Here is a 22129-nt window from a genome sequence, read left to right as displayed (position 1 = left end):
TGATGGTAAGGTTCTGGACGGCAGATTGTTAGCCAGTTAATCTGCTCGCCATGTTCAAAATTCCTGACAGATAATTGCTATGGCTAAAGACCGTGCTCTGACACTGGAAGCATTGCGGGTGATGGATGCGATTGACCGGCGAGGCAGTTTTGCCGCCGCCGCTGAGGAGCTGGGCCGTGTTCCTTCCGCCCTGAGTTATACCATGCAGAAGTTGGAAGAAGAGCTGGATGTGGTGCTGTTCGATCGTTCCGGGCATCGCACTAAATTTACCAACGTTGGACGAATGCTGTTGGAACGCGGACGGGTCTTGCTGGAGGCGGCTGATAAGCTGACCATGGATGCTGAAGCACTGGCGCGGGGTTGGGAAACGCATCTTACCATTGTGACCGAGGCACTGGTTCCCTGTGCAAGTCTTTTCCCATTAGTCAACAAACTGGCTGATAAGGCGAACACCCAAATATCGCTGGTCACTGAAGTGCTTGCCGGAGCGTGGGAGCGTCTTGAGCAGGGGCGGGCAGACATCATTATCGCGCCAGATTTGCATTTTCGGTCCTCCTCAGAAATTAACAGCCGTAAGCTTTACAGTATCTCAGGCGTTTACGTTGCCAGTCCCGATCATCCTATCCACAATGAGCCTGAGCCACTTTCTGAAGTAACCAGAGTAAAATACCGCGGCATTGCGGTGGCTGATACGGCTCGGGAACGTCCTGTGCTTACCGTGCAGCTACTGGATAAGCAGCAGCGCCTGACCGTCAGTTCAATTGAAGACAAGCATCGCGCACTGTTGGCCGGACTTGGTGTGGCCTCTATGCCTTATCCGATGGTGCAGGACGATATCGCAGAAGGCCGTTTACGGGTGGTCAGCCCGGAATATACACGTAGCATAGACATTATTATGGTCTGGCGGCGTGACAGCATGGGGGAGGCAAAGGCGTGGTGCCTGCGGGAAATACCCAGGCTACTGGCTAAAAAAACAGACTGAATACCTTCGCTGGCCTTTCCATACTGCATTATTGTTCCGGCAGAGGTTTGTGACCTGTTTGCAGGTAACAGCGTGTGAAGTGACATATTTGTATAAACTCGGGATAAACCTTGCCCCGCCTCATATCTGCGAGCTGCACTTATTTTCTCTGAGCGCATTGGGACTATGTTGCAATAGTCATGCTGACGGGTGCGATTATACTGTGCTGCACGAGTGAAAGAAGGCATTTAGGCATCACTGACCTTGTGCGATGAAAGTGGAGCGTCAGCGGCAGAATGCTGAGAGTGAAACCGCATGCTGCCCGCGTCACTGCCTGATGAACCCTGGAATTAACGCTGTAAGCCTTTGGCATAGTTGGCGTGAAAGTTTTCCGAACTAAGTAAATCTTTCAACAGACAGTATTTGCATTGAGCAGAGAAAGTTGCCGACGTTATTCGTTGCAGGATAATTTACCCGAGTAATCTTTATCAGAAAATTTTAGTCAATGGCTATTAATACGCTGTTCCAGATAGTTGTTTATTCTCGCGCTGACTACAGAGTATTTCAGATCTTTACGGGAAAGTATTGCCATCAAATCTAATGGTCATATGTTTCAGGCCGGATTTTTAGTGGTGCGACTTGCTGATTTAATTTAGTTATAATGATGTTTTTTTGATTGTTTTTTATTTTATTAACCATCCAAATACTTTTTATTTGTTTTTTTGAGTTTGAATGCGTACTTAATTGTTTGACTTTTAATTTTTTTTAATTAAATTGTCGTTGCGCTCTATGGAAAGCGTACAGTGTATTTAAAAACAAGGAGAATTTTCAATGCGTGAGTTAACTTCTAAAGAAGTTCATAATGTGTCTGGCGCGGGTATTTTTGCTGACCTTGGTTCCACAATCGGCGGTGCCATTGGTCGCATCTTAGATCGGGGGACCGCTGCGGGCGGTTTGACAACGGATGCCAAGACTGCAGGCTCGATCTTAGGATCTGGTATCGGCAGTATTTTTGAGCTGGATATTGTTTCCGCAGTCAGGAATATAAGCAGTGGGATTTCTGCTATTGTGAATTTTGGTATCAGTGCCATTTCTCAGATTAGAGCGAAGAAAGCGTCAGTATAAGCGTTGAGAATTTTCTGCATTTAACTGTCAGGTTTATTAACTGACTTGGTTATAACAGAGGAAACTTTCCTGCTTTTAGCATGACGTTTATTTTCCTTTTCACTTAGCAGTTATTTGGCGAAGATAGCTTTCAAGCCATACAGAAGCAGGCTGGAATACAGCCTGCTTTTTTAGTTTAAAATATATCCTGTCAATGTCAACCAGCTCATTTTACTTCTGCTTTCTGATCCTTACAGAACCGCCAAAGCATGGCCAGTTTTTTGTCGGAAACTCTTGCCGGGCATTTCTAAACGCGACCTTTTCATCGTTACCATTTTTTGTTCAAAATACGATCAATGCTGTAAGCGCCGGGACCAGTAATAAACAGCAGCAGATAACCGCCTGCAATGGTCAAATTTTTCATAAAGTTGATTGAGTTACCCGCAACACTAAAATCAATATGAAAGATAAATGCTGTAATCAGCGTAAATACTGCGGTAAAAATAGCGGTAAAACGAGTGAGGAAACCAAAAAGAATAGCCAGGCCGCCACCGAATTCAAGAAGAACAGTTAGCGGTAGCAGGAATCCCGGTACGCCCATGTGTTCCATATATTGCTGTGTACCAGCGTAACCAGTTATCTTGCCCCAACCAGCCACAATGAACAGCACTGGCATAAGAAGACGTGCGATCAGGAAACCAACATTTTCTAATTTATTCACTATTAACTCCATTAAATTTTTACTGGTTACCCAGGTCGATTTGTCATTGCTAAAATCTGTAATAGCAGGCATTACAGGCTCTTTACCTTTTGTTGATCATCATAATATTCGTGAAAGGAAACGATTGTAAGCGAGATAAACTGTCTGAGTTACTCAGGATAATTGAATGTCAAGAAGGGCAGTTCCGGGAGCAACCGGATGCTGCTGTAAAAGAGGGAAAAACTAGGGGATTATCGACGGGGAAGATAGTTGCGTAACATCCGCCAGCTACTCCATATCCCCAAACCGCGTCTGGCCCAGCGGGTAATTTTTCGCGGGTTGCGTATGGACCAGACCGCTATCAAGCTGCTGCTCACCGCCAGATAACGACGCAAGCTGACCAGGGTGAGCCAGCCGCTATCGTATCTGGCGGTACTCTCCAGCCAGCGTTTCTTTGCTGTGCTAAGATCGAGCCTCTGTTGTTGTACCTCGCGCAGCAGTTCAGCCTTACGACTGCTTAGTTCACGGTTCATTAGTCTTCCTCCAGTAACTTGCGATCGGACTTAAGCTCTTTACGGGTTGCACTCAGGAGAGCGGAGCGGCGTGATTTTATCAGGGTCCACAGACCAAAGATGATTGCCAACGCGAAAAGCACGGCGGTGGTGATGCCAATTGCCATAAGCCGATATTGTGCATCTACTGCCCAGATAATAAGTACCATCAGGCTCATTAACCCGAATGCAGTAAACAGCATAGTCAGGCCGACCATCATAAGCATTTGGATCAGCCGGGCTTTTTCTTCCTCAAGTTCCACAACTGCCAGTCGAACACGAGTTTCAACTATTCCAACCAGCGTGATAACAATGCGCTTACCAATGTTAATGACCCCTTTGCCGGGGCCGTGGTTTTGTTGTGAATCTGCCATTGTTAACGTCGCGTCAACAGGACACCAAGAACCACACCAATGGCGGCACCGATACCCACGCTGGTCCAGGGATTTTCACGCACGTAAACGTCTGCATGATCGGCTACTTCACGCGACGTTTTAGCAATCCTGTCGCCAGAGTCCCCCAGGCGTGCGCGCGTATCTTTCAGTGCGCTTTGCGCTTTGCTGCGTAACTTATCCAGCTCTGATTTAGATTTTTCACTGGTGCTGCTTAATACTTCTTCCAGGGTGTCTGCCAGGTTTTTCAGTTCTGCTCGCAGATGCTCAGAGGTGGTGTCTTTAGGCATAATTAACTCCTTATGTATTCAGCTGGTCACGGCTATCAATAGGGTGCAGACTGGATTTCCTGCAGTTCATGTTTTGCTTCTGCCAGTTTTTCTTCGCGTTTGGCAATTTTTCTGGCGTTTGTGCTCTTTGCTCTTTCCTGATCCAGTTCCTTCTGACGTTCAGCTACTTTTTGCTGATGCTGTTTGATCTTTTGCTGATGAAGCATTCTTAGCTTCTCATCTGAACAGCCTGCGCGTGCTTCCGTGAGTGCCCGTTCAAGACCATTTACCCGCCGTTGGTTGTTATGCTGACGTGCAATGTCAATCTCATGCTGAATGTTTTGTTCCTTTTGCAAACAAAGAGAATCAGCTGCCTGAGACAAGCTGGTCAGTGTAAGAAGAGTGATTCCAGGAATGATGTGATAGTTCATTTCTGTTGCTACCTTCCGTTGTGAGGGGCTGCAATGCCCAATTGATCCTGTAAATGCACCAGTTTGATACTGAGGTTAAGCATAGTCAGAAAAAAGAGAAAGCTCAAAGGGAATAGTATTCAGAAGGATAATAGCAGGGCGTGCAGGCAGAATGGACTGGCGGCATCAGCTCAGGGTTTGGGAAGCGGTATTCAAACAGGAGATCCAGCTAAAAGGGGAAGGTTCTTCCTGTTGTGCGACATCGAAATCGAATGGCAGAAGATCCCGCAACACTTTTTCTGCCTCAGCACTTTGCTTAAATGAATCAAATTGTATGATCAGTATCTTGTTATCCAGGGTAATACTTTTGATCTGTATACCTCGGGCACTGAGTCGCTGATAAACAAAGAAACCATCCGGCAAGGCAGTACCCTGATGTGAGGCGCGGATATGGAGTGCTGATTCATTGCGCACCCGTGTGGGCAAAAAGAACATCATCAACAGGGCTAACGTTGCGGCCATAGTGGTGAGATAGCCCGGTACCCCGTAAAGTCTGATTCTCTTTAGCACAATCAACTTCCTTTTCACCGACAGGTGCTGCGCTTCTTTTGCCATAAAACGTAAAGTGAGCCAAACAGACCGAGCACCAGCAGCACCAGTGGCAGCAGCATCAGGCAGAACATCAACTTATCTTCATATTTAAGAAAAATGGGCGTTTTGCCCAGTACAAAACCCATCACGGTCAGAATCAGAACCCAGAGGAAACCGCTCATCCAGTTAAAGAACTGAAAGCGGGCATTATTGAGGCCAGACAGCCCGGCGATAGTCGGCAACAGGGTTCTGACAAAAGCGATAAACCTCCCAATTAGCAGTGCGGAAAGCCCATGGCGATGAAACAGTTTGTGCGCTCGTTCATGATATTGTTCCGGCAAATGTGAAAGCCATTTCTGGATAAGGGAGGTATTGCCCAGCCATCTGCCCTGGATATAGCCTACCCAACACCCGAGGCTTGCCCCCGTCGTCAGAATCAGCAGGGTGAGTGGGAAGGTCATGGTGCCTTTGGCAATCAGCACACCAACCAGAATAAGCAGGCTGTCACCCGGTAAAAATGCAGAGGGGAGCAGCCCATTTTCAAGAAACAGGATTGAAAACAGGACAATATAAATTGCCCATACCAGCGTCGGATCGGCAAGCATTTCATAATCTTGCTGCCAAAGGGCGTGAATCAGTTCTTTAAAAATATCCATAAAAACCATTCCTGAACAAGATGGTAGTGCTGTTATGGGCAAAATCCGGCATGTTCGATTCATCATTAGTATGGGTGTGGATTGCCGACTTTACACGGACGAAATTATCACTGATGTAAAAAGCCTGTCGAATTTCTGGCAAAAGAATCACGTTCAGGGTAATCAGAGGCCGGAGCATTGGGCTTCATTGGCGTCGTGGCAGGACTGTTTTACAGGCGACAAAGTCTGAGGCAAAGGGGTTTTACACAGGCTGACATAATTAGCTTGTTTATATACTATTGTGACTTAAGCAGAGCCAGGGAAGTTAACTAATTACTTTTTAAAGGTAATTGCCGGATTGCGATGGTGTTTTAAGATTTTCTGGCGACTTATCCTTGTGTGCAGGCCTTAATCCAGCGTGTAAGTTGGGTAACGGGGGTATTTTACCTGTTGCGTTAGAGCGGGTTAAAACCCCCTGGGATGCTGATGGGTAAAATATGCCCTTAAGATATTTAATTTTTTTGATAAGAGTGAATGTAATCCTGCCTGCTGCCTACACGCATCCCCCAATTCAGCATAAGCGCCGAGAATGCGTACGATTACCAGTGCTTTCCCGCTGTCAGCCTTTTTTATTAAGGTCTGCAGCGACAAGGAATATCCTGAGACAGCAGACGACCAGCGCAGGATCAGACATGTGTTTTGTCTTCCGCTTGTTTTTCAGCCATGCAGGCTGCTGCGGTAAACAAGACATCTGTTGATGAGTTCAGCGCTGTTTCTGCGGAATCCTGCAGCACGCCAATAACAAAGCCGACAGCGACAACCTGCATCGCCACATCGTCAGGAATACCAAACATATTGCATGCTACCGGTATCAGCAGCAGAGAGCCTCCCGCCACGCCCGAAGCGCCACAGGCACAAATCGAGGCGACAAAACTCAGCAGGATAGCGGTGCTTGTATCGACGTGGATTCCCAGCGTGTTTACGGCTGCCAGTGTCAGTACGGTAATAGTGATGGATGCGCCGGCCATACTGATATTTGCGCCGACCGGAATTGATATGGAATAGGTGTCTTCGTCTAAACCAAGCTTTTTTGCCAGCGCCATATTCACCGGAATATTGGCAGCAGAGCTACGGGTAAAAAAAGCAGTGACGCCGCTTTCCCGCAGGCAGGTAAACACCAGCGGATAGGGATTACGACGAATCTTCCACCAGACCAAAATAGGATTGACTACCAGGGCCATCACCAGCATACAACCTAACAGTAACCCAAGCAGGTAGGCATAGTTCCATAGCGCAGAAAAGCCGGTTGAGGCCAGAATAGATGCCACCAGGCCAAAAATGCCTATTGGTGCACAGCGGATCACGATACGTACCAGCGAGGTGATGGCATTTGCCGTATCGTTCAGGAATGTGCGTGTTGTCTCGCTACTGTGGCGAAAAGCAAAGCCAAGTCCAATCGCCCATACCAGGATTCCAATATAGTTTGCGTGCATCAGTGCCTCAATCGGATTGGAAACCATGCTGGTGATCAGACCGTCAAGCACAGCCATTATCCCTGAAGGTGGCACAATCTCCTGATCGACTGCCGCCAGCGTCAATTTTTGCGGAAACAGGTGGCTAAACACAACGGCCAGCACGGCGGCAAAGAAAGTGCTTAACAGATAGAGTACGATAATCGGGCGTATCGATGTCTTTTGTCCCTGCTGATGATTAGCAATTGAAGCAATGATCAGCACCATAACCAACACAGGCGCGACGGCTTTCAGTGCGCTGACAAATAAAGATCCCAGCAGGCTGACTGATTCCGCGCCTTCTTTCGAAAACCAGGCAAGTGCCATACCTGCAACCAAACCTATTGAAATTTGGCTAACCAGGCTTCCCTGCAGAAGGCATCGTAGCAGTACAGGACGGCGTTTTTCCATACTCATACTAAAACCAATTCTTAATGTTAATGATAAAATCAGACCGCCTTGTTCTCATTAAACCCGGCGAAAAGGTGTGTTTGCAGTGGCAGTATAAAGAAATGTGATGTCAGCGGAAGGGAAAATGATCTGTGGCAGTGAGTTATTTCTGCCACAGGCCTGTTGTTATAATTCGGTAAAATAGTTATTTATTCTTCAGGTGCTGGTCGTTATGACGATTAACCAGCGCGTTAATAATCAGTGTCACGGCCAGAATACCACCAACCACGCTTAACGACACGGCAACCGGAATATGATAAAAGTCGACGATCAGCATTTTGAAACCAATAAACACCAGAATCACTGCAAGACCATATTTCAACATCGAGAAGCGTTCGGCAACGCCTGCCAGCAGGAAGTACATCGCGCGAAGCCCCAGGATGGCAAACAGGTTGGACGTGAGCACAATAAAGGGGTCGGTGGTCACGGCAAAAATAGCCGGTATGCTGTCGACGGCAAAGATAACGTCGCTCAGTTCGACCATGATGAGCACCAGCAGCAACGGGGTGGCGAACAGAACGCCATTGCGGCGAACGAAAAACTTCTCACCCTCAAGGTTATCGGTCATGCGCAGGTGTCCACGCAGCCAGCGCACTACCGGTTTATCGCCGACCGCACCGTCACCTTCTTTACCCGCCATCGACATTTTCACGCCGGTAAACAGCAGAAAAGCGCCGAATACGTACAGGATCCAGCTGAATTCATTGACCAGCCAGCTACCGGCAAAAATCATGATGGTGCGCAGCACGATTGCGCCAAGTACGCCGTAAATCAGTACCCTGCGCTGTAAATTGGCAGGAACGGTGAAGTAGCTAAACAGCATCAGCCAGACAAAAACATTATCCACGGCCAGTGCTTTTTCCAGCACATAGCCGGTAAGAAAAGCCAGGGCTTGTTTGTGAGCAATCTCGGGTCCGGCGCTGCCTTGCAGATACCACCACAGGCCAGCGGCGAAGAACAATGCCATCGAAATCCACACCAGCGACCACAGTGCGGCTTGTTTCAGTGCCATCGTTTGACTGCCGCGGCCCGCCTGTAATAGCAGGTCAATCGCCAGCATAATCAGCAAGACAACGGCGAAACTACTCCAAAGTAACGGTGTGCCTACGGTATTCATATGCGTTTCCTGTATAAAAAATGACCAACGTTGGAAGACGTCAGTCACAGTCTATTTTCTGTAAGCAAACCTCGCCTCCCGGCAAGGTCTCACTTACAACACAGGATGGATCCTGGCTGCCCGGCAACCGGGCGCATGCGCACCGTAATGACGATTAACCGGCAATAAAGTTACTCCCCTTCGCTGCAGCCGACAATAACGGATGGCGAAGAAAGGATCAATCATATTAAAAGCCTGTCTCAACAGAACTTTATTCCAGACAATAAGACCACAGGAAAAATGCAACATAGCCTCGTCATTTTCGGCCTTCTTTTCCCATCGGGTCAGAACCCGACGAAAGCGATTCATCCAGCTATGTGTCCTCCCGACGACCCAATGATGGGCTTTAAAGTCCCTGTTTTTACTGGCGTCAGACCCCTCTTTACGGGACTGAATATGTGGCTCGTAACGGCGACTCTGTAGATACGTTTTCAGCTATCCAGCTTCGTAACCTTTGTCCAGGTTTTTCCCCCGGACGCCCCGTCCGGAGGGCACCGGGCGTATCCACAACCAGGTTGATGTCGTGCGTATTTGCTGGTGCGGCGACCAGCGACAGAGGAAGACCGTTGGCGTCCGTCAGCAGGCTGCGCTTTACGCCCTGTTTCCCTCTGTCCGTGGGATTGCGGCCTGTTTTTTTGTTCCCGACAGCGGCGATTTGGTCATACAGCCGTCTATCGACAGCGAGGACCGGTCAATGCTGTCCGGATGCTCGCAGGCCAGCAAACCGTTCTGCCAGAAGCGCTCAAAGACGCCTGCATCGCGCCACTCCTGAAAGCGCCGGTGTGCAGAACCCGATGAACATATCACGGTGGCATTGAGTGCATTCCACTGACAGGCTGTGCTGGGGACGAAGAAAATGGCGTTCATTGCGGCCCGATTATCAACACGTTTTCGGCGTGTACCCGGAGGATGGCGGGTTTTGTGTTCCGGGATAAGCGGGGCCATTTTGTCCCGGAGTTCATCGCTAATCTTCCCTTTACCGCCTGCCATACTTTGCCCTCAGATATGACCGGGATGCATTATACGATAACGCCTTTTGGGACAGCGTCTTAATGTTGAATCTTATAACACAGCAGGACGACGTTTTGAGGCCACGGATACAATGCGGTGTGGGTCGCGGCGGGGTTAACTCCCCACACTGTTGCGTTCGGAAGCTGTCCTGGTAACGCTTACGCTATCTGTCCGCTTTCCAGCTCTCTGGCCGTCAACCACAGCCGGGTATCAAACTCCAGCTGGTGATATTGCGGCTCCATATGGCAGCACAGCTGATAAAACGCTTTGCTGTGGTCTTTCTCTTTAATGTGGGCCAGTTCATGTACCACAATCATGCGCAAAAACGCTTCAGGTGCCTGTTTGAAAATGGTGGCTATGCGAATTTCCGCTTTAGCTTTTAACTTGCCGCCCTGAACGCGGGAAATGGCGGTATGCAGGCCCAAAGCATGTTTCATCACCTTGATTTTACTGTCATAAAACACCTTATTCAGCTGCGTTTCATTACGCAAAGACTGGTTCTTTAGTTCCTGTGTATAGTCGTAAAGTGCCTTATCGCTGGTGATGCCATGATTATCCGGGTAGCGTTTGTTGAGCACTTCACTAATCCGCTGTTCGGCAATCAGTGTGCGAACCTGCGCCAGAAGTGACTCGGGATAGCCCTGCAAATAAATAAGCGATGACATATTTACATTCACTCCGCATCGAAAACGTGGATAAGCATACTGCGGGAGTTTACCACGCCAAAGGCAGAACCTGTTTCACCTGCTGCTTTCACAGGGGGAAGCCGGTGCTGCTGTAGCGAAAGCCCCGTGCAATTGTGGTATCGATGGTCATCTGCACGCGTTAATCTTGTCTGCATGGCATGCCATGACGATTTCATTCAGCAGAAGAAAAACGTTTACTGTGAGTAGATTTTAGGGGATAAATCGCGGAAATTTCTCCACCGGGTGAATCCATGAGCCAATTCGAACTAAGCCACCGTACGCTGACACTGCAACGTTTCCCGCAAATGCGTGAGGCGATTCCACTGCAAGCGTGGGATGCTGCTGATGAGTATCTGTTACAGCATATTGCATACAAACCGGTGAAGGGCCCAACATTCCTGTTCAACGACACGTTTGGCACACTGGCCTGTGCCCTGGCGGGTGAAGATCGCTACAGCATCAGTGATTCCTGGATGAGCCAGCTGGCCACGCGGCAGAATCTGGCGCTGAACGGACTGGAAGAGGAAAATGTGCATTTCCTCGACAGTCTGACGCCACTCCCGGTAAAACCTGCCCGGGTGCTGATTAAAATTCCCAAAACGCTGGCGCTGCTTGAACAGCAGCTGCGTGTGCTGCGGCAGGTTGTCGACGCTGATACGCAGATTATCGCGGCCGGGAAAGCGAAGGATATTCATACTTCCACACTACAGCTGTTTGCGCGGATAGTAGGAACCACCACGACATCGCTTGCGGTGAAGAAAGCACGTCTGATTTTTACTTCCGTCGAGCTGCCTGATTTAGCGGACGCACCGGACACCTGTGCATGGCCGCTTGAGGGCACGCCTTACCACATTCATAATCACGCCAATGTCTTTGCCCGCAGCGGTCTGGATGTCGGCGCGCGTTTTTTTATGGCGCATCTTCCAGAAGGGATAGAAGGTGAGATCGTCGACCTCGGCTGTGGCAACGGCGTCATTGGCCTGACGGCGCTGCAGAAAAATCCTGCGGCGATGGTACATTTTGTTGATGAATCCTCGATGGCCGTCGCGTCCAGCCTGATGAACGTGGAAATCAATCGACCAGACGACCTGTCACGCTGTCAGTTTGCGGTGAACAATGCACTGGCCGGTTTTCCTTCCGACACCTTACAGGCGGTACTGTGTAACCCACCTTTTCATCAGCAGAACGCCCTGACCGATCATATTGCCTGGCAAATGTTTCGTGATGCGCGACGCTGTTTGCAGTATGGCGGTGAACTGCGCATTGTCGGTAACCGACATCTTGACTACTACCAAAAGCTGAAAAAACTCTTTGGTAACTGCACCACCGTGGTCACCAATCAAAAATTCATTATACTGCGTGCGGTAAAATTACGCTGATTGCGTATTATCTCTGCTTTACCCATGAAAATCGCGAACGCCAGTCCTGCTGGACCGGCACCGACCACGGTCAGTTTTTTCGGCAGGACGCTGCTGCAGCCCGGTTTCATGGTAGGCGCGGGGGTTCACCAGGCAGGGCGTTATTTTTCCCGCAAAAACCTGGTCCAGGCAGACCTGATTACAGCCGATACAGGTATTGATTTCATCACTGCGGCCCGTTTGCGCTTTCTGAACAAACTCAGCATCAGCCGGAAAGGAGCGCGCCATGGAAACCATATCGGCACAGTTGTCGTCAAGTAGCACCTGGGCAACGTCCGGGTGATTAATACGGTTGGTGGCAATCAGGGGAATGCGCAGATGTGTTCGGATTTGTTTTGTTACCCAGCCAAAAGTGCCACGCTGCACCGACGTGGCAATGGTAGGAATGCGCGCCTCGTGCCAGCCTGTTCAGCGGCCTGCGCCAGTTGTACCGTCTGCAACAGTGTATTGCCCTGTTCAACCAGATCGAGCATCGACAGGCGAAAGACGATGATAAAAACCGGCCCGACAGCGGCGCACGGACAATCTCCAGCGCAAAGCGCATCCTCCTCTGATCGTCGCCTCCCCACCGCTCGCTGCGCTGGTTCGTTCTGGCCGCCAGAAACTAATTAATCAGATAGCCTTCTGAGGCCATGATTTCGACGCTATCATACCCGGTGGCCTGCGCCAGACTGGCGCAGTGGGAGGAATCAGCAATGAGGGCCAGAACATGGTCTTCGCTCAGTTCCCGGGGTTGATAGGGATGAATGGGTGCCTGGAGCGGCGAGGGGGCAACCAGCTCAGGCTGATATCTGTAACGACCTGCATGCAGTATTTGCAGGGCGATTTCCCCCCTGATGGACTGCCTCGGTGATAATGCGGTGATGCAGCTGGTCTGTGTGGGTAAGCACTAATGCGCCTGCCATCACTACGCCCTCCGGCGACGGTGAGACGCAGTCGGTGACAATCAGCGCCACGCTGGCTGCAGCGCGCTCGGCATAGAATGCGACGAGGCGACGCGCACCATCGGGATGCTCTTCCAGACCGGTGTGCATAGATCCCATCAGAACGCGGTTTTTCAGTTGGGTAAAACCCAGATCCAAAGGAGAGAGGAGAGAAACGCCCCTATCAACTCGTCAGTGAGGTGGTCGGATGAATTTACTGTAGCGATGAAAATGTTTTTGGGAAAGCCAGCAAGGTAGTTGTGTGATTAAGCGCTGATTATTGGCAGCGCTGCGATTTTATCCTTTCTGTCAGTATCGGGATGCGGTCAAAACGGCTAGTCTTTGGCGGTCACCCATTTATCATTACGCTGCCGTAACCCCGAGCATCCGCCAGCTATCTTTCAACAATGCTGTTGAATTAACATTATGCTGTTTTGAATTTCCTGCCGAATTTTGACTTCATTCCAGTTAGCCGGCTCTGGCGCAAACGGCTCGAAAGCATATATTCCCCGATAGCCTCTGGATTCAAGATGTTGTACCTGCTTACAGGTTTGCAGGTAATCTGAGTGCGTCAACATAATGCGCTCATCGTCAGTGAGTTCTTCACGAGGCCGCGTATCCTCAACGCCCGAGAGATGCACCAGCCCGATTTGCGCAATATTTACTTGGGAGAACTTGCTATCAGCAGCAGGATAAAGGTGATGGTGAAATGTGTTAATCAGCAGTTTAAAAGGCACGTCTGCACCATTGATTAAATGTTGGGCCTGTGCAGCAGAGCGTAAAGAACTCTGTGGGAAACCTGAGGGTTCGACAAGATCCGATATGCCATAGGTGCCAGGCCACGCAGCGCGCCAATTTTTTCGCCAGCTGAAACCGTTGTTCCATCATTTAAGGGACACACTGCCAGCGACGTTGCGCCGGCGCCTCTTGCCTCGCGCAGCAGATTCTCCGTTAATTCACGAACCTTCTCACTGTGTTGATTGGAGGGATACACAGCATTTATCGTCATAATTTTTATCTGATAACGTTCAGCAAGATCGCGTACCTGCTGATGGCTAAGGCTATCCGTGACGCTTAAGTCATTACGAAGTTCAACTATTGCGCAATCCTACACTGTTGACCAGTTTAAAAAACGCCTCAATGCTGAGTGATGGCGCAATCTTTCTGTTGATACAGAATCGTTCTGCGGCAATGGTCACCCAACTCTCCTTGATATGGAATGACAGGATGTTTCTGTTATTTTTTAAAAAAATTATTTCATTTAATATGAAAATGAAATTTAATGATTATTCTCGCAAAATAATGCTTGCCGGAGAATGATAGTCGTCAGTCGATAACAATCCGGCAAACCGTAAGGTCTTCATTTTTCCTGATATGAAAACCTGGTATAAAAAATGCGACACTTCTCACCAAATTTAATTTTCATTTAATTAATAATTGAAATTAATTTTTCATTTAACTACGGTTATGGCATTGCGCAGACAATGTCGGGTTCTAATTCCTATTTTCAGATGAGGCAACAGCATGAATACCACGGGAAATTTTATTGGCGGAAAAACCCATCTCAGCGGCAGTAAAGAAACGGTGCCTGTTTACGACCCCGCGACAGGCAAGGTGGTTTGTGAGCTGACACAGTCGACAGCACAGGAAGTCTCCGACGCCATTCAGGTCGCCTCGAAGGCATTTGACGCATGGTCACGGACCACGCCGCTGCGCCGGGCGCGCATACTGTTCAATTTTAAAATGTTGCTGGAGCAACATGTCGACGAGCTGGCCGAAATTATCGTTAGCGAGCACGGTAAGGTGTGGACCGACGCTCTCGGAGAACTCACGCGTGGCATGGAGGTGGTGGAATTTGCCTGCGGTATTCCACATCTGATCAAAGGAGAGTTTTCTTCAGATGTGGGTACGGGTGTTGACAGCTATTCGCTCATGCAGCCGCTGGGGGTGGTGGCGGGAATTACCCCATTTAACTTTCCGGCGATGGTGCCAATGTGGATGTTTCCTGTCGCGCTGGCCTGTGGTAACACTTTCGTCCTGAAGCCACCCGCCTTTGCGCCAACGGCAGCGGTGCGTATGGCCGAATTGTTGAAGGAGGCCGGTTTGCCGGACGGCGTCTTTAACGTGATTCACTGTAGCAACGATGATGCCGAACAGCTTTATACCGATCCCCGCATTGCGGCGGTGAGCTTTGTAGGTTCCTCCGGGGTGGCGGAGCACATTTATAAAACTGCCAGCGCTTATGGCAAACGTGTTCAGGCATTTGGCGCAGCTAAAAATCACGCGATTGTGATGCCGGATGCTGACCTTGATGCCACGGTCAATGCCATTATGGGCGGTGCTTTTGGGTCCGCAGGAGAACGCTGTATGGCGTTACCGGTCGTGGTGGCGGTTGGCGATGATACGGCTGATAAGCTCATCGCTCGACTAAAACCGCTGGTGGCAGCATTAAAAGTTGGGCCAGGCTGCCTTCGCGGTAGTGAAGAAAATGAAATGGGGCCGGTCGTTTCCAGCACGCATCAGAAAAAAGTGCTTGGCTACATTGATAAGGGCGTTGATGAAGGGGCGACTCTGGTTGTAGATGGTCGTAAGTTTCGCCTGGCTGGCTATGCGGCGGGCTACTACGTTGGCGGTACGCTGTTTGATCATGTCACCCCGGAAATGACCATTTGGCGTGAAGAGATCTTTGGTCCGGTGCTGGGTATCATGCGTGCGGCGGACTATGAAAGCGCACTGAAGCTGGTGAACAGCCATGAGTTTGGCAACGGTAGCGTAGTTTTCACCAGTAGTGGTCACATTGCCCGTGAGTTTGTACATGATGTGCAGGCTGGCATGGTGGGTGTCAATGTGCCGGTCCCGGTGCCGATGGCATTTCACAGTTTTGGCGGGTGGAAACGTTCAGTGTTTGGCGCGTTAAATGTTCATGGACCTGATGGCGTTCGTTTTTACACCCGAATGAAAACGGCTACCGTTCGCTGGCCACAGGGACAGCAAACTGTCTCTGAGTTCAGCATGCCAACGCTGGGCTAACCGAAAAAGGAGGCTATCGTGTCACTGCTGTCTCAAAGTAGAAAAGAGGGCCATATTCAATCGATCACTCCAGAGAGTGCAGGCTGGCGTTACATCGGTTTTGACGTCTGGAAGCTAAAAAAAGGGGAAAAAATCTCGCTTGAATGCGGTGGCAGAGAACTTTGCCTTGTTCTGGTGGCGGGACTGGCCTCGGTCAAAACCAGCAAAAGTGGTTTCCCCCGTCTGGGACAACGCATGTCCCCGTTTGAGCGCACGCCGCCCTGGTCGGTCTATCTTCCACCTGATGACCGGGTTGAGGTAAGTGCCGATTCCGATCTGGAACTGGCGGTTTGCAGCGCCCCGGCAGAGGTAACGCTGCCCGCCAGGGTGATAGCGCCGCAGGACGTAGGCGTAGAACACCGCGGTAAAGGGCGTAATCAGCGCCTGGTACACAATATTTTACCTGACAGTGCGGCAGCAGATTGTTTGTTGGTGGTTGAGGTTTACACCGACGAGGGGGCAACCAGCTCATGGCCTTCTCATAAACATGACACGCCGAATCCGGGTAAAGAGACGCAGCTTGAAGAGACCTACTATCATCGTTTTGATCCGCCGCAGGGGTTTGCGTTTCAGCGGGTTTATACCGACGATCGCAGCCTGGATGTCAGTATGGCGCCTGCTAACGGGGACGTTGTTATGGTGCCGCGTGGCTATCATCCGGTTGCAACGATCGCGGGCTACGACAGTTATTATCTGAACGTCATGGCCGGGCCAGAGCGTAAGTGGCTGTTTAGCTGGGAAGAGGATCACGCGTGGATAAACAGTGATAATTATCCCCGGCGCGAGTGAAAGCGGCCTTGACTGAGCAGGCTAAAAACCCCGTATCGTACTGATCGGGGTTTTTTTAATGGCACAACTCCAACCTGGTGACGTTATGGCTGTTGGGTTTGCGACGCTTCCGTGTGGTTAAGTGCCAGAGAGACGGCCAGCGTTTGGGTGAGGCACAGCGATGCGACCTGTGAGCGAAAACCGTCCACCTGTGCTTCACGCACCACAAAGCACACGTCGCTGAATGCTGCCAGTGGACTGACCTGACTGTCGCTGATGGCAATCAGACATGCTTTGCGCTGTGCGCCAAGCTCCACCAGTTCCACCACTTCCCGCGAGTAGGGCGAAAAGCTGATCGCCACTACGACATCTTTCGGTCCCACCAGGCTAAGTTGTTCGGTAAACATGCCGCCAAGACCATCAATTAAAAAAGCCTTACGGTCCAGATGGCGCAGGGCATAGGTAAGATAAGAGGCCACACTGAATGAGCGTCGCAGACCAATAACATAAATATTATCCGCATCTGCCAACAGTGAAACGGCTCGATCCAGATCGTCAGAGGCAGTTTGTACCGCCAGCCGTTGCAGGGCCTGAGTATTGACCATCGTGAACATGTTAAGGATTTCTGTGGGCGTTTCCGGCGCAGACGACCCTTCATTAGACGTCTGACGAAACAGGCGTGCGCGCTCGGTATAATTGGCCGTTTCCTCCATAAGATGCTGTTTGAACATCTGTTTCATTTCATTAAAGCCGCTGAAACCAAAAGCGTTGGCAAAGCGAATCAGCGTGGAGGGCGGCACATCTGCCTGTTGTGCAATGGACGCAAGGGTGTCAAACGCCACGCTGTTGCTGTTATCAAGAATGTAACGCGCGACCTGTTTCAGGCGTTTGCTCAGGGTGTCGTAACGGTGACGGATTTGATCCTGAAGAATAGTGAGCTGAGTATGATTATTTGCCATGTGTTGTGCTCTGAGGAGGAAAAGAGGAAAGGACTCAGTGTACCAAGTGGAGTGAATTTTTCATTTTATGCGAAGAAATATGCTGTTCATTTCAAAAAAAACACCTGAACTGCCCGTCTCCTTTGTGCAGGGAAACGGGCAGTATCACCGTCAGCGCCTTGCTTCACGCCAGTATTCGATCAGATTCAAATAATTACGTTTCACTTCATTAATCAGTTGCTCATCGTTAAGCTCACCTTGCATCCAGCGTCGGGTAGGCATAGCAAATATGGTGCGGCCTACCGCGAAACCCTTAATAAGCGGGTGGCCTGCTGCGGCAGAAAAACCCGCGCGAAGTTCATCCGGGGGGGCGTCAAGACCTAGAATTAAAATGCCGCGACAGTCAGCATCTTCACTCTCAATCAGGCTGCCGATCTGTTGCCAGGTATCGCTTGAAAGCGGTGGTAGTTTCCACCAGTCGGCCTTAATACCCAGCTGATAAAAATGCCTGATTGTCTCGTAATAATGGTGTTCGGCTTTCTTGGGACCGTCGTCGGGCTGGATGATCTCAACCAATAGCTCATGGCCTGATTTATTACAGGCCTGCCAGACTTCCAGCAGCAGCTCATCCTGCGCTTTCCGTAGCGATACCGGATCGTTCGTATGATAAAAAACAAGGCATTTGACCACATGTTCAAGTGGCCACGCGATCAGCTGAGAGCCAATATCGCCATGTTCCAGGCGCAGCGGGCGTGAGCCCGGCAGTTCAATCGGGCGGCCAATCCACCAACCCTCGCCAGTAATGGCATTCAGCGCTTGCTGGCCATAGGTACTGTCAGCCAGAATGCCGCTGCGATTGTCAAGGCCTGCCTGTTGTGCCGCAGTTTTAGCGGCTTCCAGCAGCAGCATTTTGAGCCGGGGAATGCGTGCCTCATCACACCCCGTTTCCCCGGCCAGGTCGCTGAGTTGCTTACGATGGTCAAATGCAAAGATGCACAGTTCTGGCCACTGCTGGCTCCGGCTGGTGACGCGATGGAGATGATTCAGGCGCCGATCCAGGTCAGGCCGGGGGATAGATTCAGCACGCGAAAGATAATCGTCCAGCTCCCTTCGTGTTGGCATCGCTGGCGCACAGCCGTGTCGTGAGACCACCAGTGCGCCACAGGCGTTCGCATAGCGGCAGGCCTGATCCCAGCTTTCATTGTTTAACCAGCCGCGTAGCAGACCTGACATAAAGGCATCGCCAGCACCAAGCACATTCAACACCTCAACCCGCACGCCCTGATGCAGGGGGATGTCATTCCAACTGTCAGGAATAGCCGATGTCAGCGCCACGCAGCCGATGGGACCACGTTTGCACACCAGGATTGCTTTCGTGGCGCTGCGCACATTTTTCAGGGCGGTCAGGGTATCTGTACTGCCACCGGCAATATGAAACTCTTCTTCGGTGCCGACAACCAGGTCGAACAGGTGTAACACTTCCTGTAACTGACGCGTCACGTTGCCGGATTCCACAAAACGTGTTTCGCCATCGCCCAGCGTGGTCAGGCCCCACAGCACGGGGCGATAATCGATATCAAGCGCAGTGCGCAGACCATGACGTTTAGCATACTCAAGTGCTTTTAAAACGGCGGCACGCGTACTGGGATGGGACAAATGTGTGCCGGTTATGGCCAGGGCGCGCGCAGAGGCAATATAGTCTTCATCAATATCGTCGGGAGTGAGAGCCATATCGGCACAGTTATCGCGATAAAAAATAAGCGGAAACGTGTCCTGATCTTTAATACCCAGCATCACCAGCGCGGTCAGGCGTGTTTTGTCTGTGATCAAACAGGTTGTATCGACACCGGCATTATTCAGGGTTTCTCGCAAAAAACGGCCATTGTGTTCATCACCTACGCGGGAGAGCATGGCGGATTTCAGGCCCTGAATCGCTGTACCATAGGCGACATTACCTGATGATCCACCTAAATATTTTGAAAAACTGGTGACGTTTTCCAGTTTCGCACCGATCTGCTGCGCGTAGAGATCCACCGCCACCCGACCAATACAAATGACATCAAGCCGCTTTACTTCTGCATTCATCGCTGGAGTTTCCTTTTGCATAACTGCCAAATGGATCGGGTGCTGGCCCTGTGCATCCCTTTCATCAGCAGTCTGAGAGTAAACGTACTCACTTAGTTTGAGAAATAAAAATTTCATTTGCAAATTTACTCGAAATTAAAAATTCAAAAATGTGAAGGTGATACCACTCTTTCATGCAAGTTGAAATCCTGTACAACGAAGTGCTTTCACTGTTTACAACGATAGTAACAGAGAGTTATTTATTTTCTTTTTCACTGAATTTAAAAGATTTATCATTGAATGGTCTTTATTTTTTTCGATCAAACTTTCTGCTTTCTTCCCGTGATAACTGGCAAAATGACCTCAGAGTTTGATCTTTCTCGCAGAATGAAATTTTTCTTCTGTATTTTAATTTAATGAAAAAAATGTTTTCTTATAATCCAGAGTTATTACAGAACGCGCTAACCCTGCTCTGTGTTGACTGACTTCAGTCTTCTTTCTGCCAGCCAATCGCAGATGGGAAAAGCGACCCTAAAAGGAATACGTGATATGGGCAAACTAAGACTGACGATGGCACAGGCGTTGATTAAGTTCCTTGATAATCAGTACCTGAATGTTGATGGTGAAGAGCTTAAATTTGTAAAGGGTATATTTGCCATTTTCGGTCATGGCAATGTGCTCGGTCTGGGCCAGGCGCTGGATCAGGAGGGTGGCGAACTCCGACTATTCCAGGGACGTAACGAACAAGGCATGGCTCACGCAGCAACAGGGTTTGCAAGGCAGTCACTGCGACGCCAGATTATTGCCTGTACATCATCAATCGGTCCGGGAGCGGCGAATATGATCACTGCCGCTGCTACCGCAACGGCAAATCACATACCCTTACTGCTACTGCCCGGCGATGTGTTTGCGACCCGCCAGCCCGACCCGGTGCTGCAACAAATCGAACAGCATTACGATCTGAGCATTAGCACCAACGATGCTTTTCGTGCGGTCAGTAAATACTGGGATCGCCTTACCCGCCCGGAACAGCTGATGAGTGCCTGCCTTAACGCCATGCGCGTACTGACCGACCCGGCAGAAACGGGGGCAGTAACGCTCTGCCTGCCGCAGGATGTGCAGGGGGAAGCATGGGATTATCCGGCGTCTTTTTTTGCGCGGCGGGTACATCGGCCCGACCGCCGCCCGCCCAGTGCCGTGCAGATGGCAGACGCGCTTGCCGCCATAAAAGCGAGTCAGAAGCCTCTTATCGTGTGCGGCGGTGGCGTGAAGTATTCGGGCGCAGGGCAAGCGCTGGCACAGTTTGCCAGCCGTTACGGCATTCCCTTCGCTGAAACACAGGCAGGAAAGGGAACGGTTGTTTCATCCCACCCTATGAACGTGGGCGGCGTCGGTGAGACGGGCTGCCTGGCAGCCAACCTGCTGGCTAAAGAGGCCGATCTGGTTATTGGGATCGGTACGCGTTTTAGCGATTTCACCACCTCGTCAAAATGGATCTTTCACCATCCCGCCGTGCGCTTTTTAAATATCAATGTCAGCAATTTTGATGCCTGGAAACTGGACGGCATTCCGCTGCTGGCCGATGCGCGTGAGGCGTTGAGTGCGCTTGATTCCGCTTTAGCTGAGGGCAGTTGGCGTGCGGGTTGGGGAGATCGCGTTAGCGCCCTGGCAGCCAGCCAGTTTAAGGAAACGCAGCGTGTTTATCAGGCTGTCTGGCAGGAAAAAAATTTCGTGCCTGAAATTGATGATCATCTGGATCGCGAGTCTGTTTACCGCGAGTTCCGTCAGATTACCGACTCAACGTTGACGCAAAGCAGCGTACTGGGCGTGCTGAATGAAAATCTGCCTGCCGATGCGGTTATTGTCGCTGCGGCCGGGAGTCTGCCTGGCGATTTACAACGAGTCTGGCGCAATCGTGCCTCCAATACCTATCACGTTGAATACGGCTATTCCTGTATGGGCTACGAGGTCAATGGTGCATTAGGCGTCAAGCTGGCACAGCCGCAAAGTGAAGTCTATGCACTGGTGGGGGATGGTTCATTCATGATGCTGCACTCGGAACTGATTACCTCTCTTCAGGAAGGGGCAAAAATCAATATCCTGCTGTTCGATAACATGACCAATGGATGTATCAACAACCTGCAAATGGGACATGGCATGAACAGCTTCGGCACTGAGTTCCGCTATCGCACGCCTGAAAATGGCCAATTACAGGGCGGCCTCGTTCCTGTTGATTTCGCGGCCATCGCCGCCGGCTATGGTTGTAAAACCTGGCGGGTTACCACGCTGGAACAACTGCTCCGGGCGTTGGATGCAGCGCGCAATGAGGCGGGAAGCACCCTGATTGACATAAAAGTGCTGCCTAAAACGATGGTTCACAAATATGGCAGCTGGTGGAACGTTGGCGTAGCGCAGACCGCCTTGTCGGAACGGATCCGCGCCGTTGCTGAACAAACCAATGAAAAACGCGCACAGGCGCGAGATTACTAATCCAACAATAACGCTCTACCTACAAAATCTCA

Annotated in this window: 18 protein-coding genes and 3 pseudogenes; 6 read left to right on the top strand and 15 right to left on the bottom strand. The window is 50.3% G+C overall.

Going from position 1 to position 22129, the window contains the following annotated elements; all coding sequences use genetic code 11:
* The first annotated feature begins 79 nt into the window (after positions 1 to 79).
* Both LU633_RS21640 and LU633_RS21635 read left to right on the top strand, forming a co-directional pair.
* Positions 80 to 982, top strand: coding sequence for a LysR family transcriptional regulator (locus LU633_RS21640; protein WP_016190828.1), 903 nt, complete (start codon positions 80 to 82; stop codon positions 980 to 982).
* An 810-nt stretch (positions 983 to 1792) separates the two neighbouring features.
* Entirely contained in the window at positions 1793 to 2086 is a 294-nt protein-coding gene (locus tag LU633_RS21635; RefSeq protein WP_016190829.1) for a hypothetical protein, read from the top strand.
* A gap of 307 nt (positions 2087 to 2393) precedes the next feature.
* On the opposite strand, the gene LU633_RS21630 is transcribed toward LU633_RS21635, so the two are convergent.
* From LU633_RS21630 to LU633_RS21580, 11 genes and pseudogenes are all read right to left on the bottom strand, one after another.
* On the bottom strand, positions 2394 to 2786 hold the full coding sequence (locus LU633_RS21630; protein ID WP_016190830.1) for a DoxX family protein: 393 nt from the start codon (positions 2784 to 2786) through the stop codon (positions 2394 to 2396).
* Positions 2787 to 3016: 230 nt separating this feature from the next.
* Positions 3017 to 3298 carry a YqjK-like family protein gene (locus LU633_RS21625; protein WP_016190831.1) on the bottom strand — a complete coding sequence of 94 codons (282 nt, stop codon included), beginning with the start codon at positions 3296 to 3298 and terminating at the stop codon, positions 3017 to 3019.
* The gene (locus tag LU633_RS21620) at positions 3298 to 3690 is read right to left on the bottom strand and encodes a phage holin family protein (RefSeq protein ID WP_016190832.1); all 393 of its coding nucleotides are present in this window, start codon (positions 3688 to 3690) and stop codon (positions 3298 to 3300) included. The genes LU633_RS21625 and LU633_RS21620 overlap by 1 nt, the downstream gene beginning before the upstream one ends.
* 2 nt (positions 3691 to 3692) lie before the next feature.
* Positions 3693 to 3998 carry a DUF883 family protein gene (locus LU633_RS21615; RefSeq protein ID WP_016190833.1) on the bottom strand — a complete coding sequence of 102 codons (306 nt, stop codon included), beginning with the start codon at positions 3996 to 3998 and terminating at the stop codon, positions 3693 to 3695.
* Between the two features lie 35 nt (positions 3999 to 4033).
* On the bottom strand, positions 4034 to 4408 hold the full coding sequence (locus LU633_RS21610) for a DUF1090 domain-containing protein (protein WP_016190834.1): 375 nt from the start codon (positions 4406 to 4408) through the stop codon (positions 4034 to 4036).
* A 165-nt stretch (positions 4409 to 4573) separates the two neighbouring features.
* Complete coding sequence (mzrA, locus tag LU633_RS21605) at positions 4574 to 5002, bottom strand: EnvZ/OmpR regulon moderator MzrA (protein WP_040465537.1); 429 nt, start codon at positions 5000 to 5002, stop codon at positions 4574 to 4576.
* Entirely contained in the window at positions 4972 to 5634 is a 663-nt protein-coding gene (locus LU633_RS21600) for a DedA family protein (RefSeq protein ID WP_016190836.1), read from the bottom strand. Before LU633_RS21600 ends, mzrA begins: the two co-directional genes overlap by 31 nt.
* Before the next feature lie 665 nt (positions 5635 to 6299).
* Entirely contained in the window at positions 6300 to 7535 is a 1236-nt protein-coding gene (gene sstT, locus LU633_RS21595) for a serine/threonine transporter SstT (protein WP_016190838.1), read from the bottom strand.
* A 184-nt stretch (positions 7536 to 7719) separates the two neighbouring features.
* Complete coding sequence (locus LU633_RS21590; RefSeq protein WP_016190839.1) at positions 7720 to 8691, bottom strand: TerC family protein; 972 nt, start codon at positions 8689 to 8691, stop codon at positions 7720 to 7722.
* A gap of 240 nt (positions 8692 to 8931) precedes the next feature.
* Positions 8932 to 9720: pseudogene (locus LU633_RS21585) on the bottom strand (IS5 family transposase); the annotation flags it as partial.
* Positions 9721 to 9899: 179 nt separating this feature from the next.
* The gene (locus tag LU633_RS21580; protein WP_016190842.1) at positions 9900 to 10406 is read right to left on the bottom strand and encodes a M48 metallopeptidase family protein; all 507 of its coding nucleotides are present in this window, start codon (positions 10404 to 10406) and stop codon (positions 9900 to 9902) included.
* 272 nt (positions 10407 to 10678) lie between these two features.
* On the opposite strand from LU633_RS21580, the gene rlmG reads away from it, so the two are divergent.
* Entirely contained in the window at positions 10679 to 11806 is a 1128-nt protein-coding gene (gene rlmG, locus LU633_RS21575; protein ID WP_016190843.1) for a 23S rRNA (guanine(1835)-N(2))-methyltransferase RlmG, read from the top strand.
* 29 nt (positions 11807 to 11835) lie between these two features.
* Here the strand turns inward: rlmG and LU633_RS21570 are convergent.
* Together LU633_RS21570 and LU633_RS21565 are read right to left on the bottom strand one after the other, a co-directional pair.
* Positions 11836 to 12927: pseudogene (locus LU633_RS21570) on the bottom strand (2,4-dienoyl-CoA reductase FMN-binding domain-containing protein); the annotation flags it as partial.
* Positions 12928 to 13169: 242 nt separating this feature from the next.
* Positions 13170 to 13967 (bottom strand): annotated as a pseudogene (locus LU633_RS21565) (TIM barrel protein).
* Positions 13968 to 14292: 325 nt separating this feature from the next.
* On the opposite strand from LU633_RS21565, the gene LU633_RS21560 reads away from it, so the two are divergent.
* Complete coding sequence (locus LU633_RS21560) at positions 14293 to 15798, top strand: CoA-acylating methylmalonate-semialdehyde dehydrogenase (RefSeq protein WP_016190849.1); 1506 nt, start codon at positions 14293 to 14295, stop codon at positions 15796 to 15798.
* A gap of 18 nt (positions 15799 to 15816) precedes the next feature.
* A complete protein-coding gene (gene iolB / locus LU633_RS21555) occupies positions 15817 to 16626 on the top strand; it encodes a 5-deoxy-glucuronate isomerase (RefSeq protein ID WP_016190850.1) in 810 nt (269 codons plus the stop codon).
* A gap of 83 nt (positions 16627 to 16709) precedes the next feature.
* Here the strand turns inward: iolB and LU633_RS21550 are convergent, their stop codons facing one another.
* Positions 16710 to 17564, bottom strand: a complete 855-nt coding sequence (locus LU633_RS21550; RefSeq protein WP_016190851.1) for a MurR/RpiR family transcriptional regulator — start codon at positions 17562 to 17564, stop codon at positions 16710 to 16712.
* A gap of 150 nt (positions 17565 to 17714) precedes the next feature.
* Entirely contained in the window at positions 17715 to 19628 is a 1914-nt protein-coding gene (locus LU633_RS21545) for a bifunctional 5-dehydro-2-deoxygluconokinase/5-dehydro-2-deoxyphosphogluconate aldolase (RefSeq protein WP_016190852.1), read from the bottom strand.
* A 528-nt stretch (positions 19629 to 20156) separates the two neighbouring features.
* Between LU633_RS21545 and iolD the strand changes: the two genes are divergently transcribed.
* Complete coding sequence (gene iolD, locus LU633_RS21540) at positions 20157 to 22097, top strand: 3D-(3,5/4)-trihydroxycyclohexane-1,2-dione acylhydrolase (decyclizing) (protein ID WP_016190853.1); 1941 nt, start codon at positions 20157 to 20159, stop codon at positions 22095 to 22097.
* Positions 22098 to 22129 lie beyond the last annotated feature (32 nt).

Origin of the sequence: Erwinia tracheiphila (assembly GCF_021365465.1) — a bacterium.
Taxonomy (GTDB): domain Bacteria; phylum Pseudomonadota; class Gammaproteobacteria; order Enterobacterales; family Enterobacteriaceae; genus Erwinia; species Erwinia tracheiphila.
Note: the sequence above shows the minus strand (reverse complement) of the source record. Positions and strands in the feature narration are given on the sequence as shown.

What these genes read in the sequence shown, in the direction of transcription:
- LU633_RS21590 (WP_016190839.1), bottom strand. Translation starts at nt 8,691, where the DNA reads ATGAATACCGTAGGCACACCGTTACTTTGGAGTAGTTTCGCCGTTGTC.
- LU633_RS21560 (WP_016190849.1), top strand. Translation starts at nt 14,293, where the DNA reads ATGAATACCACGGGAAATTTTATTGGCGGAAAAACCCATCTCAGCGGC.
- LU633_RS21625 (WP_016190831.1), bottom strand. Translation starts at nt 3,298, where the DNA reads ATGAACCGTGAACTAAGCAGTCGTAAGGCTGAACTGCTGCGCGAGGTA.
- LU633_RS21550 (WP_016190851.1), bottom strand. Translation starts at nt 17,564, where the DNA reads ATGGCAAATAATCATACTCAGCTCACTATTCTTCAGGATCAAATCCGT.
- LU633_RS21620 (WP_016190832.1), bottom strand. Translation starts at nt 3,690, where the DNA reads ATGGCAGATTCACAACAAAACCACGGCCCCGGCAAAGGGGTCATTAAC.
- sstT (WP_016190838.1), bottom strand. Translation starts at nt 7,535, where the DNA reads ATGGAAAAACGCCGTCCTGTACTGCTACGATGCCTTCTGCAGGGAAGC.
- LU633_RS21600 (WP_016190836.1), bottom strand. Translation starts at nt 5,634, where the DNA reads ATGGATATTTTTAAAGAACTGATTCACGCCCTTTGGCAGCAAGATTAT.
- LU633_RS21615 (WP_016190833.1), bottom strand. Translation starts at nt 3,998, where the DNA reads ATGCCTAAAGACACCACCTCTGAGCATCTGCGAGCAGAACTGAAAAAC.
- iolD (WP_016190853.1), top strand. Translation starts at nt 20,157, where the DNA reads ATGGGCAAACTAAGACTGACGATGGCACAGGCGTTGATTAAGTTCCTT.
- LU633_RS21580 (WP_016190842.1), bottom strand. Translation starts at nt 10,406, where the DNA reads ATGTCATCGCTTATTTATTTGCAGGGCTATCCCGAGTCACTTCTGGCG.
- LU633_RS21635 (WP_016190829.1), top strand. Translation starts at nt 1,793, where the DNA reads ATGCGTGAGTTAACTTCTAAAGAAGTTCATAATGTGTCTGGCGCGGGT.
- rlmG (WP_016190843.1), top strand. Translation starts at nt 10,679, where the DNA reads ATGAGCCAATTCGAACTAAGCCACCGTACGCTGACACTGCAACGTTTC.
- LU633_RS21640 (WP_016190828.1), top strand. Translation starts at nt 80, where the DNA reads ATGGCTAAAGACCGTGCTCTGACACTGGAAGCATTGCGGGTGATGGAT.
- LU633_RS21610 (WP_016190834.1), bottom strand. Translation starts at nt 4,408, where the DNA reads ATGAACTATCACATCATTCCTGGAATCACTCTTCTTACACTGACCAGC.
- mzrA (WP_040465537.1), bottom strand. Translation starts at nt 5,002, where the DNA reads ATGGCAAAAGAAGCGCAGCACCTGTCGGTGAAAAGGAAGTTGATTGTG.
- LU633_RS21545 (WP_016190852.1), bottom strand. Translation starts at nt 19,628, where the DNA reads ATGAATGCAGAAGTAAAGCGGCTTGATGTCATTTGTATTGGTCGGGTG.